Annotated in this window: 13 protein-coding genes; 8 read left to right on the forward strand and 5 right to left on the reverse strand. The window is 53.8% G+C overall.

Annotated elements, in window-relative coordinates; all coding sequences use genetic code 11:
• The first annotated feature begins 10 nt into the window (after window positions 1–10).
• The 8 genes from D6851_RS02705 to mazG are packed head-to-tail and all read left to right on the forward strand — an operon-like array spanning window position 11 to window position 6,832.
• Window positions 11–1,168: a D-alanyl-D-alanine carboxypeptidase family protein gene (locus D6851_RS02705; RefSeq protein WP_238473902.1), complete on the forward strand. Its 1,158-nt coding sequence runs from the start codon at window positions 11–13 to the stop codon at window positions 1,166–1,168.
• The gene (gene tmk / locus D6851_RS02710; RefSeq protein ID WP_120323304.1) at window positions 1,165–1,800 is read left to right on the forward strand and encodes a dTMP kinase; all 636 of its coding nucleotides are present in this window, start codon (window positions 1,165–1,167) and stop codon (window positions 1,798–1,800) included. The genes D6851_RS02705 and tmk overlap by 4 nt, the downstream gene beginning before the upstream one ends.
• The gene (locus D6851_RS02715) at window positions 1,797–2,762 is read left to right on the forward strand and encodes a DNA polymerase III subunit delta' (protein WP_120323305.1); all 966 of its coding nucleotides are present in this window, start codon (window positions 1,797–1,799) and stop codon (window positions 2,760–2,762) included. Before tmk ends, D6851_RS02715 begins: the two co-directional genes overlap by 4 nt.
• Window positions 2,755–4,305 (forward strand): methionine--tRNA ligase, encoded by a 1,551-nt coding sequence (metG, locus tag D6851_RS02720; protein WP_120323306.1) that lies wholly within the window; start codon window positions 2,755–2,757, stop codon window positions 4,303–4,305. Before D6851_RS02715 ends, metG begins: the two co-directional genes overlap by 8 nt.
• Entirely contained in the window at window positions 4,305–5,081 is a 777-nt protein-coding gene (locus D6851_RS02725) for a TatD family hydrolase (protein WP_120323307.1), read from the forward strand. The genes metG and D6851_RS02725 overlap by 1 nt, the downstream gene beginning before the upstream one ends.
• The gene (locus tag D6851_RS02730) at window positions 5,078–5,845 is read left to right on the forward strand and encodes an MBL fold metallo-hydrolase (protein ID WP_120323308.1); all 768 of its coding nucleotides are present in this window, start codon (window positions 5,078–5,080) and stop codon (window positions 5,843–5,845) included. The genes D6851_RS02725 and D6851_RS02730 overlap by 4 nt, the downstream gene beginning before the upstream one ends.
• On the forward strand, window positions 5,845–6,009 hold the full coding sequence (locus D6851_RS17675; protein WP_183029952.1) for a hypothetical protein: 165 nt from the start codon (window positions 5,845–5,847) through the stop codon (window positions 6,007–6,009). Before D6851_RS02730 ends, D6851_RS17675 begins: the two co-directional genes overlap by 1 nt.
• 55 nt (window positions 6,010–6,064) lie before the next feature.
• On the forward strand, window positions 6,065–6,832 hold the full coding sequence (gene mazG / locus D6851_RS02735) for a nucleoside triphosphate pyrophosphohydrolase (RefSeq protein WP_238473903.1): 768 nt from the start codon (window positions 6,065–6,067) through the stop codon (window positions 6,830–6,832).
• Here mazG and hflX read toward each other — a convergent pair.
• The 5 genes from hflX to D6851_RS02760 form a co-directional block, all read right to left on the reverse strand.
• Window positions 6,829–8,154, reverse strand: a complete 1,326-nt coding sequence (hflX, locus tag D6851_RS02740) for a GTPase HflX (RefSeq protein WP_183029968.1) — start codon at window positions 8,152–8,154, stop codon at window positions 6,829–6,831. The two genes, mazG and hflX, sit on opposite strands and share 4 nt — an antisense overlap.
• Window positions 8,154–8,744, reverse strand: coding sequence for an RNA chaperone Hfq (gene hfq / locus D6851_RS02745; RefSeq protein ID WP_120323506.1), 591 nt, complete (start codon window positions 8,742–8,744; stop codon window positions 8,154–8,156). The genes hflX and hfq overlap by 1 nt, the downstream gene beginning before the upstream one ends.
• Before the next feature lie 123 nt (window positions 8,745–8,867).
• A complete protein-coding gene (ntrX, locus tag D6851_RS02750) occupies window positions 8,868–10,247 on the reverse strand; it encodes a nitrogen assimilation response regulator NtrX (protein ID WP_120323311.1) in 1,380 nt (459 codons plus the stop codon).
• 22 nt (window positions 10,248–10,269) lie between these two features.
• Entirely contained in the window at window positions 10,270–12,417 is a 2,148-nt protein-coding gene (locus D6851_RS02755; protein WP_238473905.1) for a sensor histidine kinase, read from the reverse strand.
• 191 nt (window positions 12,418–12,608) lie between these two features.
• On the reverse strand, window positions 12,609–14,021 hold the full coding sequence (locus tag D6851_RS02760; RefSeq protein ID WP_120323313.1) for a sigma-54-dependent transcriptional regulator: 1,413 nt from the start codon (window positions 14,019–14,021) through the stop codon (window positions 12,609–12,611).
• Between the last annotated feature and the right edge of the window lie 3 nt (window positions 14,022–14,024).

A 14,024-nucleotide genomic window follows, 5' to 3' on the forward strand; every position in this document is an offset into this window, starting at 1 on the left:
GGGAACAGCCTTGAACCGTCCAGCGCAATTTCTGGCTATGATCGGTGCAGTCACGTTGACTGTTTCACCGATCCCTTCGGTCGCGATAACTCCTGCACCGGTGCCGCGGGATATTCCGGTAGGCTTGCTGATCGATCTTTCCTCGGGGCAAACACTGTTCAAGCGCGACCCGGAAAGACGCTTCATGCCCGCTTCAACCACCAAAATTATGACCGTTTATACGGCCTTCGAACTCATTTCCCATGGCAAGCTGAAACTTGACGAAACGATCGAGATCAGCCCGGAAATTGCAGAAGAATGGTCGGGCGAAGGGTCCTCCATGTTTCTGAAGGCCGGAGATCATGTCACTATCGCTCAGCTGATGACGGGTATTACGACCGTTTCCGGTAACGATGCCTGTGTGGCGCTGGCTGTTCATGCTGCCGGCTCGCTCGATAAATGGCTCGCCATGATGAATGAGAATGCAGCCTTTCTCGGTATGAAAGACAGCCATTTTGGGTCTCCCAACGGCTATCCCGATGAAGGCAAAACCTTCACCAGCGCACAGGATCTGGCGATCCTGGCGAGTGCGCTGGTGAAGCGACACCCTGATCTGTATCAACGTTTTTTCGGTCATCACGGCATGGTCTATAATGGTATAGCGCAGAGCAATCATGATCCCATAACCGGCAAGGTGCCCGGAGCTGACGGGATCAAGACCGGTTATACCCGGCAGGCTGGTTATAATTTCGTCGGTTCAGCATTTAGGTCGGGGCGCCGGCTCATTATGGTACTGGCAGGATCTCCCACTTCGCGAATGCGCGACGAGACAGCACGCAAACTGATTAACTGGGGTTATGACGACTTCGAAAATCGGCTGCTGGTGCCGGCTCGAGCCGAGATCGGCACAGCTCGTGTGCAAGACGGGGCGTTGAACAGTGTTACATTGCGTCCGCGTGACGATGTCGTAGCCACCGTACCTGTTGGCGGAACGGTTTCACCAAAGCTCACGATCCGATATCGTGGACCGGTCAAAGCTCCGATTGCAAAAGGACAGGAAGTGGCACGTCTGCATATCGAGATTCCCGGGCAGACACCGCATGAAGTTCCTCTGGTTGCGAGCCATGCTGTGGCCAGGGCCAATATGCTGCAACGCCTGGTCAATGGTGTGGAAGGGTTCTGGTCTTGAGCAGAGGAATCTTCATTTCGCTCGAGGGTGGAGAAGGAGTAGGTAAATCTACGCAGGCTCATTTGCTGGCTGAAAAGCTGGAATCCATGGGTCATCAAACCGTGCTGACCCGCGAACCGGGAGGTACGCCGGGGGCCGAAGCCATTCGGTCTCTGTTGCTCGATCCAACTGGAGAGGGGTGGGGCAGAGAAGCTGAAGTACTGCTTTTCGCGGCGGCTCGCGCCGACCATATTGAACGACTGATACGTCCTGCCTTACAAGCCGGGAAATGGGTGATTTGCGATCGGTTTATCGATTCTACTCGAGCCTATCAGGGTGGCGGAGGCGGAATGAACGATAGGGATATTCTCGATCTGCATCGGATCGGTTGTGCTGGGCTTCTGCCCGATGCAACGCTGCTGATTGAAGTGTCGCCAGAGGAGAGTGCGCAGCGACTGGAAAAGCGCGATAAGGGACAGAGCGACCGGATCGGGGGCAGGGCAGCCGAGTATCATTCCCGTGTACATGCTGCCTTCAACGTACTGGCGAGTGCTGAGCCCAAACGCTTCCATCGCATTGATGGTATGGGCGAACCACAAGACATACATCAGCAAATCATGGTCGCTCTTTCTTCCGTGATGCGTTCTGCATGATTGAACATATCGGTCACGATTTCGCCTGGCGCGAATGGTATGCGGCGCTTGCAGGTCCTCGTATGCACCATGCCTGGTTGCTTACCGGACAGCGCGGGATTGGTAAGATGGGCTTTGCTTTGCAAGCTGCGCGTGAACTGGTGAAAGAAGAGGGGGTCCCGCAACCTGCCGCTGACCATCCCGATATTCTGATTCTCACCCATGCACCGGCCAATGCCGATGAGGAGAAGAAGCGTGCGGACGGGAAGCCCTATCAGACCAAACGTAATATTTCGGTAGACCAGATTCGTACGATGCAGCACAGGCTGAATACGCGGCCAACACTCGGATCGCGTCGTGCCATCATCGTCGATCCGGCGGACGATATGGAAAAGAGCGCATCTAACGCACTTCTCAAAAGCTTGGAAGAACCGCCTGTCGGGAGCTATTTCTTGCTGGTTTCGCACCGGCCGGGCCGTCTTCTGCCGACCATCCGGTCACGCTGTCGTATATTGCGTTTTCCAACGCTTTCCACCGCTGAGATCGATAATATATTACGCCGCGAAGCGCCCAATGCTGACGAGACAGCCCGCTCTGCAGCCGTGGCCGCCAGTGCCGGATCACCTGGTGCAGCGCTGGATTTTGTTGAACTCGAGTTGGGTAAGCTTCATCAGTTGATGGCCGATATCGCGCAGCACGGCGATCCCGATTTCACCTTACGTGGTAAACTGGCTGACTCCATGGGAGCACGACCGGACCGAAAGCGGCAGCTTGCTGCGATTGATCTTGCCCGCTCAGTAATCGGTAATCAGATGGAGAGCACAATACCACGGGCCATTCCGCGTCTGACGGAAGCTTATGCAGATCTCAACCACCTTGCCAATCAGGCGCCAACCTATAATTTTGACCCGGGATTGCTGATTATGGAAATCGGGACCTTGCTCGCATCTCTCGCGGCTCCTAGGGACATGCCCCATGGCTGAGCCCTTCTATATCACAACCGCAATTCATTATCCCAACGGCAAACCGCATATCGGCCATGCCTATGAAACCATAGCTGCCGATGTGCTGGCACGCTTCCAGAGACTGATGGGGCGCGAAGTACGCTTCCAGACCGGAACGGATGAGCATGGCCTTAAAATGGCCCAGAAAGCCCGCGATCTGGATATAACGCCACGCGCTCTTGCAGACGAAATGTCAGGTTATTTCAGAGATTTGTTTGATAAACTGAACATCTCTTATGACCGATATATTCGGACGACCGAAGATGTGCATCATCGCGCCAGCCAGGCCATCTGGCAGGCGATGGAAGCCAATGGCGATCTCTATCTTGATCGCTATGAAGGCTGGTACTCGATCCGCGATGAAGCCTATTATGATGAAAGCGAACTGATCGAGGGTGAGGGTAATGAGAAGCTCTCTCCTCAAGGGACTCCGGTAGAATGGACTGTGGAAGAAAGCTGGTTTTTCCGCCTGTCCAGATATCAGAAGCGATTGCTGGCATTATATAATGACAATCCTGACTTCATCCGTCCGGAAAGCCGTCGTAATGAAGTGATGCGCTTTGTTGAGGGTGGTTTGCGTGATTTGTCCGTTTCACGAACCAGTTTCGACTGGGGCGTAAAAGTACCCGGTGCAGATAATCATGTTATGTATGTCTGGGTCGATGCGCTGACCAACTATCTGACCGGACTGGGCTATCCTGACGAGACCGAGGATTTCAAAAAATTCTGGCCGGCAGATATTCACCTCATTGGTAAAGACATCATACGGTTCCATACGGTCTACTGGCCTGCATTTCTGATGAGCGCCAATCTAGCTCTGCCCAAGCAGGTCTTCGGCCATGGTTTCCTGCTCAATCGTGGACAGAAAGAATCGAAGTCGCTGGGAAATGTCACCGACCCGGGAGAACTGGTCGATACATTCGGTGTCGATGTTCTGCGTTATTTTCTGTTGCGCGAATTCGCTTTTGGTCAGGATGGCAGTTATTCGCCCGAAGCGATCGTAACGCGATCCAATGCCGAACTGGCTAACAGCTATGGCAACCTCGCACAGCGCGTAATGAGCTTTATTTCCAAGAATTGTGATGGCTGTTTTACCGCGAGCGCTCCGGTAGAGCCTGTTGATCAGGCATTGCGGAACAAAGTGCAGACTGCCTGCCGCGAAGAGTTGCCTGCGGCGTTCGAACGGTTGGCTTTTTCCTCAGGACTTGAAGCATGGATGCAGGCTGTTTTCGCGTGTAATGCCTATATCGATGAACAGGCACCCTGGGCATTACGCAAAACCGATCCCGAACGGATGCAGCGCGTTCTGGCAACGCTTTGTGCCTGTATCCGCGACCTCAGCATTGCTGTTTCTCCTGTAATTCCAGAAGCTTCTTCAAAAATACTCGACGCACTATGTATTCCTTCAGCTGCTCGTGACTTTGCTGCATTGGCTGAAGACCTTGCGCTTGGCGAAGTCAGAGTCGAAAATCCGAAACCAGCATTTCCTCGACTTGAACTGCCGGTGCAGGAGGAGGGTTAATGCTGATCGATAGCCATTGTCACCTCGAATATGAGGGGCTGGTGGAAGATCAGTCAGCCGTTCTGGATCGTGCGCGAGAAAGAGGCGTTGATGGTTTTCTGAATATTTCGACACGGCAGAGCGAATGGAGCCGGGTAGTAGCCACAGCCGAACGTGAGAGAGACGTCTGGGCTAGTGTTGGTATTCATCCGCATGAAGCCGATAATCATGCAGATCTCGGTGCTTCCGCTCTGCTTGAAGCAACCCGCCATCCAAAAGTCATCGCAATCGGTGAAACGGGCCTCGATTATTATTACGACAAGTCAGACCGTGCTGTTCAGCAGGCTTTGTTTCGCATGCATATCGACGTTTGTCGTGAAACACAGCTTCCGCTAGTCATTCATACGCGGGAAGCGGAGGAAGATACCGCTGCCATACTTGAAGAGGAACTGGGGAAGGGCGGTTTTCCCGCGCTGATCCATTGTTTTACTGCTTCGGCCGATTTTGGCGAAAAAATGCTGGAACTCGGGCTCACCATTTCGCTTTCCGGTATTGTGACGTTCAAGAATGCCAAGGAGCTACAGCAATTTGCTCCGTCCGTTCCGGAGGATCGACTGCTGGTAGAAACAGACAGCCCGTTCCTTGCGCCTGTGCCGCATCGAGGTAAGTCCTGTGAACCTGCCTTCGTACGTGACACGGCAGAATTTATTGCCGGATTGCGAAATGTTACGGTTGAAGAGTTAGGCGAAAAAACCTCAAATAACTTTCGGAATTTGTTCAGGAAAGCTTTTTCGTGAAGGTCCTGCTTCTTGGTTCCGGTACGTCCACAGGTGTTCCCCGTATTGGCAATGACTGGGGTGAATGCGATCCTCATGAGCCTAAGAACCGGCGCAGCCGTGTATCGATTATTGTCGAAAATGAAAATGGCGGGCGCTTGCTCGTGGACACATCGCCGGACCTGCGCAACCAGCTTCTGACGCATGATATCGATCGGTTGGACGGGATCTTCTGGACGCATGATCACGCCGATCATTGCCACGGAATCGATGATCTGCGGGTTATGCGCTATGGACGCGGAGGCCCGATGCCGGGCTTTGCTGCCGGCGAAACCGTTCGTCGCCTCCGCCAGCGTTTCGGCTATGTTTTTGCCGGTCAATACGGCTATCAGACGATTGTTCAGCTGGATACGCTGGAGCGAATGCGGATTATTGCCGGTTTCTCGGTGGGATCGACACAAATGCCGCATGGGCCGGCACAAAGCACAGCTTATTTGTTCGAAGCTGACGGTAAAACAATTGGTTACGCCACGGACTTCAACGAAATTACAGACGGCATGCTCGACCTTTTCCATCATGTCGATATTCTGGTTTGCGATTGCCTGCGCCGCCAACCGCATCCCACGCATGCACATCTTGGGATGGCGCTGGAACTCGCCGAAAAGGTCAAAGCTGGCAGAACCATTCTAACGCATCTCGATAAGAGTATGGATTACGCCACATTATCGCGTGAAGTCCCGGAGAATGTTTTTGTGGGATATGACGGGATGGAGATGATAGCCTGATGTCCGGAAGCTGGGTTTCGATAATCTGGCTCGCTGGCGCGCTGGTTTTGGCGATGAGCGCCTTGCGTTCGCACCGCATGAATGCGCGCAAGGGCATTACGATGGCATTGATCTGGGTGGCCATCTTTTTCGTTGCAGCAGCGTTCTTCGGAGCATTGGGCTGAACAATAGCATCATTAATTTAACATAATATATATTATCGATCTCATTGAGTGCTACATGAGGAACCTCGACTTCATGCCGGACCAGCTTAACCGCCTGCTCGCCATTATGGCGCAACTGCGAGATCCTGAAGATGGCTGCGAGTGGGATATTGCGCAAAACTTTGAATCGATTGCTCCTTACACAATCGAAGAGGCTTACGAAGTTGCCGACGCCATTGCTCGTAAGGATATGGATGACCTACGCGGCGAACTTGGAGATCTTTTGCTTCAGGTCGTGTTCCATTCGCGGATGGCTGAAGAAAAAGAGCATTTCGATTTCAATGATGTCGCAAGAGCTATCGCTGACAAAATGGAAGCGAGGCATCCGCATATCTTCACTTCGACCCAGCAGCGTAATGCATGGGAAGATATCAAGGCCGGAGAGCGCGAAGCCCGCGGCGAAACCAGCGCTATGGACGGTGTTGCCCGTGCTCTTCCGGCTTTACTTCGCGCAGAAAAGCTTCAGAAACGTGCAGCACGTCATGGTTTCGGCTGGCCCGACCCTTCAGGCCCCGAGGCAAAAGTGCAGGAAGAAATCACCGAGCTCGCCGAAGCCTGCAATGAAACCGAAAAGCAGGAAGAAGCTGGTGACTTGCTTTTCGCCGTAGTTAACCTGGTACGGGCTTATGGCATTGGCGCTGAAGATGCCCTGCGTGCAGCCAACGATAAATTCGAACGCCGCTACAGGGCCATGGAAGATATGGCGAAAGGGCGTTTCGACACCCTCTCGCTGGAAGATCAGGAACGGCTCTGGCAAGCTGTAAAGAAAACCGAGAAGCTTTAATCGAGCGCTTCGAAACGACCATATTCCTTGTCGGTCAGCCGTACATCAATACGCCGCAACGGGCCCTGCTGCCCTTCCCCTGCATCCTCGTCAGTCAACACATCTCCATGAGCATGCAGCCAGGCAATGCGCAGACCATCTGCTGCAGGTAAGGTGATGTGGTGAATTTGTGCTCCTGTTGTGAGCGTTTCACCTAATTTTTCAATAAGTTCATCGACACCGTAACCGGTCTGCGCTGATATCGGAACGGCATCATCACTATGGCGAGAAAGGCCAAGCAATTCCTCACGCCGTTCATCATCTATCAGATCAAACTTGTTCCAGACCTCGATAATCGGCATGGCGGATTCCCCGCCTTCTCCATCGAGAACGTCCAGATCTGTCAGAACGTCTAGCACTTGCTGCTTTTGCATAGCATTGGCGGGGTTAGCCATGTCGCGGACATGCAGAATAATTTCGGCTGCTGTAACTTCTTCCAGCGTCGCCCGAAATGCGGCGACGAGCTGAGTCGGAAGGTCGGAAATAAACCCGACGGTATCCGACAGGATCGCCTTTTCGACACCCGGCAAGCGGATGGATCGCATGGTCGGATCGAGTGTGGCGAAAAGCAGGTCTTCGGCCATCACATCAGAGCCGGTCAAGCGATTAAAAAGCGTTGATTTTCCGGCATTGGTATAACCAACTAGCGCGATTACCGGCCAGGGCGCGCGCCCTCGCCGCTTGCGATGCAATTCTCGTGTCTTGCGGACTTGTTCAAGATCACGACGCAATTTGCCCATTCGACTGCGGATCATCCGGCGGTCCGCTTCGATCTGTGTTTCACCAGGTCCGCCGAGAAAGCCGAAGCCGCCCCGTTGACGTTCAAGGTGGGTCCAGCTTCTCACCAGACGACTTGCCTGATAATCGAGATGAGCAAGCTCGACTTGTAAACGGCCTTCGGCTGTGGCTGCTCGTTCACCAAAAATTTCGAGGATCAGACCGGTTCGGTCGATCACCTTGCGCTTTAGACGCTCTTCGAGATTACGCTGCTGAATGGCCGAAAGACTGGCATCCACAATAACCAACTCTGCCTCTTCCTGCAGGCAGGTGGTCTCGATCCGTTGTATTTGCCCTTCCCCGAACAATGTAGCCGGGCGTACTTCGCGAATAGGCAACACAAAAGCTTCCGCAACGACAATGCCGATTGCGAGAGCCAGACCACAGGCTTCTTCGAGTCTGTTCTCCGGGTCCTCGCTCCGGCGCTGTCCGCGGATATCCGGGCAGATGACGAGGGCACGCGCACCGCGGGTGACCTCGCCCTCTATATCGTCATTATCAAAAATCAGGTGTCATCACCTTCTTCATCCATATCACCCGTAAGATCGACATGGGTGGCAGGCTGGATTGTTGACACGGCATGCTTATAGGCAAGCTGCACAAAGCCTTCGCGTTCCAGCAACATGCAGAACAGGTCATAAGAGGCAATTCGGCCTTGCAACATGACGCCATTGACCAGGAACATTGTCACCTGAACTTCGGCTTCCCGTACGCGAGCCAGAAAAATGTCCTGCAACAGTCGCTGCTTTTTCTGGCCATCTGCAACAACAAATTGCTCGGCATCAACCGGCTGCCCGGGCATGATCGTCGAGATAGCATGCTTGTAAACAAGCTGCGTCTGTCCATCACGGCGCAACAAAATAGAAAAGTTATCGAACCAGGTTATGATCCCCTGAAGTTTCACGCCTTTGACGAGAAACATGGTCACAGGAATCTTTTCTTTACGCAAAAAATTCAGAAACACATCCTGAAGATTTTGTGATCGGCCGGAAGATGGCGCAGGTTTGGAAGCCGGGGCGGGGGTCGGTTTGGGACGAGCGGACAAGGTGCCTTTTGTCACTGGGGCTAACTCCTTCTGTTTTTGGCGGCGGTCCATATGATGCCGCATACTGGACTCGGCTTGTTACAAACCACTGAATCCGGATGGTCGAATATGTATGACTAATGCGTTATCAGCATTCAGCGCAAATAGTTTTTTCCGCAACCTCTTCAAGCCTGTTTATTCGTCGTCCTTATTGCGCTCACCCATACCGAGCAGTTTGAGCTTCCGATGCAACGCAGAGCGTTCCATGCCGATGAAACCTGCCGTCTTGGAAATATTTCCCGAAAACCGCCGAATCTGAATACGCAGATATTCGCGTTCGAAATTTTCCCTCGCTTCGCGCAGCGGTATCCCCATCAATGAGGGGATAATTGCGGCGCTATCGGAAGAACCGCCCGTTACCTCTTCGGGCAACATATCGGGTTCGATGCTGTCCAGGCGATCGCGCGGCGCAAGGATAACGGTGCGTTCTACGACATTGCGTAACTGGCGAACATTACCTGGCCAGTCATAGGCTTGGAGCGCGGCCATAGCCTCAGTCGCGATTTCAGGCGCTTCAATCCCTTGTTCACGAGCGAACCGGGTGAAGAAATGGTCAGCCAATGCCGGAATATCGTCACGCCTTTCTGCCAGGGAGGGAATCGAAACCGGCACCACATTCAAGCGATAGAACAAATCTTCCCGGAAACGTTTTTCCGCAATTTCCTTTTCGAGGTCGCGCGATGTGGATGATACGACGCGCACATCGACACCGATCTGACGATTACCCCCGGCCCTCACAAAACTCTGATCGGTCAGGACGCGCAATATGCGCGCTTGTGTGCTGGCCGGCATATCTGCGACTTCATCGAGATAGAGCGTGCCGCCATCGGCTTTTTCCAGCAAACCGGGCAAAATGAGTTTGCCGTCCTGCTCTTCGCCAAACAGCTCCTGCTCGAAACGCTCTGGTGTAATCCGGGCCGAACTGACGGTGACAAAGGCTTTGCCAGCGCGCGGACTCCAGGCATGGAGCAGCCGGGCAGCCACTTCCTTACCCGCTCCTGCCGGGCCGGTAATCAGCACACGGCTTCCCGTCCCGGCGACTCTTTTCAACGTTGCGCGGACCTGATTGATAACAGCGGAATTTCCGGTAAACTCCTCGGTATTGACCAGGCCTTCACGCAATTGCGCATTTTCTCGGCGTAACCTCTCTGTTTCGGTTGCCTTTTCCACCAGCAAAAGAAGCCGTTCAGCTTCGAAAGGTTTTTCAAGAAAATCGACAGCTCCCCGGCTGACTGCCGACACGGCTGTATCTATGTTGCCGTGCCCGGAGAAGATTACCACGGGCAGCTCCGGCTCACGCTGTTTAATTTCGTCCAGCACTTCGAGACCGTCCATCGCGCTGCCATGGAGCCACACATCGAGCAAAACGAGACTTGGCCGCTTTTCATCAATCAGTTCCAGCGCACGGGTGCTATCCCCTGCCGTACGGCATTCATAGCCTTCATCAGACAGGACGCCGGCAACCAGTTCGCGGATGTCCTGCTCGTCATCCACAATGAGGATATCGAGCGCCATTATTGATACTCCTTGATGTTCATCATTCGGCCGCCTCCGATCCGCGCGATACAGCGGACGGATCCAGAGCGAACTGGAGGATGACACAGGTTCCGCCGCCTTCAGCAGGCAGGAAAGTCATTTCTCCGCCATGTTCTTCTACAATCTTCTTCACAATGGCCAGACCAAGGCCGGTCCCCTTTTCACGGGTCGTGACATAGGGTTCGACAATTCGCTCGCCTCCTTGCGGCAGACCCACACCGTTATCACCGATTTTCACTTCTACCCTGTCATCCACCAATCCCATATGAACGGCGATGCGTCCTCGATAGTCGTCCCCTTCCCTCTCAGCCCGGCTTTCCACTGCTTCTGTGGCGTTTTTGAGGATATTGGTCATCGCCTGCCCAAACTGATGACGGTCACATTCGATGCTCGGAATTTCGCCATCGGTCTCGAAGGAGAATTGAATATCTGGTCGGGCAACTTCCTGCAGGAAGACAGCCTGACGTGCCAGATCCAGAGGATCTTCCGAACGGAAAACAGGTTTGGGCAGGCGGGCGAAAGATGAAAACTCATCGACCATCTTGCGCAAATCACCCACCTGACGGATGATCGTGCGCGTTAGCTCGTCGAACAACTCACCGTCCTGACTGATCTGTTTGCGATAGCGACGCTTGAGCCGCTCTGTTGCGAGCTGGATCGGAGTCAGTGGATTCTTGATTTCGTGGGCGATGCGGCGAGCCACATCGGACCATGCTGCCTGTCGCTGATCAAGCAATTGCTGCGTAATATCTTCAAGCGTGATTACACATCCATTGGGGGCTGAAAAGATCTTGACCGCAAGCGTCAGCAATTCGCCCTGATGGTTATATTGCACAATTCCCGCTTTATGCCCTGCTTCGACCATTCTGGCGAATTGTGGGGCAACGTCTTTGAGTGGCATGCCGACGGGAGTTTCTTCCTCAGTCCCCTCTTCAAGCAAAAGCACCTGCGCAGAACTGTTCATGAGCTGAATCTGTAATTGACGATCAACCGAGATAATTCCGGCTGTAATTGATTCCAGCACTGCCTCGATAAAGGCCCGCCGCTCATCAAGCTGGTGGTTGGCACTGACCAGAGCTGTCGTTTGCTGTTCAATTTGCGCTGTCATGCGATTGAATGCGCGATTGAGTAAACCGATCTCATCGGGGCCGGTGCGGCCTTCCACCCGCAAGGCGTAATTACCTTCACCCACCCGTCGGGCAGCTCCGACCAGTTCGGTCAAAGGCTGCACCTGTCGGTCAGCAAATCGTAAGGCGAACCAGACGGCCAGACCGACCAGGGCCAGAGAGACGCCGAAGAGAGCCAGATTGAAACGTAACTGCAACGAACGGACGCGCCCGGTGAGCGTATCATAGGATTGTAATACGCTTTGTGCCTGGTTCCACTGACTGAGCGCCATCGTCCCGGTGTCACGGGCGTTATAAAGATAAATACCGCTTTCCTGATCGATTGGTGTCACGGCTTCAAGCAATCGCTGGCTGGCTTTCACCACAACCATTTCCCCCGCCTTGAGGCGGTCGATGGTTTCCTGAGTAACACGTTGGGGTTCGGGATTATCGTCAGGATCGACAATGGCCACCACCTGCATATCGCCATTATCGCTCTGTTGCAGGATTGAGCTGCGGTTCAGTTTGCGGCTGACAACCTGATAGGAATACCCCTCGGCAAATTCGGGACTGGCAAGCGAATCCTGCTGCAAATAATATCGCAAGTCGCTTGCCATCGCGACGGTTTCATCGCTCAGATCCTTCTGGTTCTGTTCGTAATATCCTTCCGCCAGCCGGTTGGCGTTTTCGAGAATGCCGCGCGAATTGTCTGAGAACCAGAATTCTACTCCTGACTGGAAAAGGAAGCTCGCAAAAATAACGACCAGCAATGTGGGAATTGCTGCCACCAGTGAGAAGAAAAAGACCAGCTTGACATGGAGCCTGCCGCTGGTCCCCCCTGCCCGCCTGATCGCTATGCGTCTGCCGATCAGAACAATCAGTGCAAGAGCGGGAATGAGTGTGCCGACGAGTAAAGCCGCCGCTTGTCCGGAAGGGAGCAATTCACCCGATTGCGGCTTACCGGAGAAAGCTATGAAAGACACAATCAGCATGGTTACCAGCAGCGCCACTGCGGCCAGTTCAAGCCATGCGAAAATATTCATTCGTCGCGACGCCACGAGCGTGCGTCGCCACCAGCGCGGTGTCGACCTTGTTTTATCACCGCTCTTCAAGACATTTTTCTCTGGCATCGTTGCTGACTTACAACGATCCTGTTGCTCTTTTGCAAGTGGATATTACGCAGTTATGCCCTGCAAGAGACAAAATGCGTCAAAAACTGGACGGAATTCCTGCCTCATTCTTTATGGCTGAAGCGTTCGGGATCAATTTTCAGGTCACCGAGCCGCTTGCGCAAAGTGTTTCGATTGATTCCCAGCAACTGCGCCGCCTGAAGCTGGTTACCTTCGGTTTCCGACAAAGCATGTTCGAATAGCGGCTTTTCAAAAGCCGCCAGCGCAGCGTGGTAGAGCGTTCCACGGGCCGGATTGTTTGCCAGCAGCCAGTTCTGCAAAGCATTCGGAAAGTCGGCTTCTTCGACAGGCCGGCTCTCATTTTTACGTTCTTCGGTTAGCGACCGGATCGCCGGAACATCTATTTCCTCTTCACGCGATAGCAGGGCCGCGCGATAGATGAAATTACGTAATTCGCGAACATTTCCTCGCCATGGCATCTGCGCCAGCAGATGGGCAGCGGATGAAGAAAGGCGGCGCTGTGGAAGGCCTTCGCGCGCCGCTACGCCAAGGAAATGGGTGGCCAGCGGCTCAATATCGTCACTCCTGTCACGCAGAGGAGGAAGCTGAATCGGCACCACATTGAGGCGGTAGTAAAGATCTTCCCGGAAGCGGCCATCGGCTATCAGTGGTTCCAGATCGCGATTGGTTGCCGCCACGATCCGCACATCGATGGTGATTTCTTCTTTCCCCCCTACTCTGCGAATGCGCCCCGATTGGAGCGCACGAAGCAAGCGGGTCTGGGCTTCTGCCGGCATGTCCCCGATTTCGTCGAGAAACAGTGTGCCACCGTCGGCCTGCTCGAACTTGCCCATGTTACGGGCTGTAGCACCGGTAAAAGCCCCTTTTTCATGGCCGAATAGCTCACTTTCGATCAGTTCCTTGGGAATGGCCGCGGTGTTGACCGCCACGAACGGTCCACTCTTGCGATGGCCGAGCTGGTGAATGGCTTCTGCCACGAGTTCTTTTCCGGTACCGGATTCGCCAAGGATCAGCACCGTCAGATCATTACGCAAAACGCGTGTGATCATTCGATAAACATCCTGCATGGCCTGACTGCGGCCTATGAGCGGTAGCCCGTCCCCCTGCTGATCGGCCGTGATACCGGACGCTTTACGGGATTCGGCAGCTTGCCGCGCTGCCCGGACAAGCTCGTCCAGATCGAACGGCTTGGGAAAATACTCGAAGGCTCCCGTATCGGCTGCGCGCACGGCCGTATCCAGCGTATTCTGTGCAGACAGAATAATGATTGCCAGATCAGGAAAACCTTTAAACACATTGCCGAGACTTTCAATCCCGTCGCCATCGGTCAGCAGAACATCACTGAGCATGACGTCATATTGCGTGCTGGCGAGCAGCCTGTCGCGCTCCCCAATGCTTTCACACTGATCCACTTCGAACCCGTCATCGATTAGCGCTGCCTTGATAACAGTCGCAATCGACAGGTCGTCTTCCACCAACAATACACGGCGCTTCATGGC

Origin of the sequence: Altericroceibacterium spongiae, assembly GCF_003610805.1 — a bacterium.
GTDB classification, from domain to species: Bacteria; Pseudomonadota; Alphaproteobacteria; order Sphingomonadales; family Sphingomonadaceae; genus Altericroceibacterium; species Altericroceibacterium spongiae.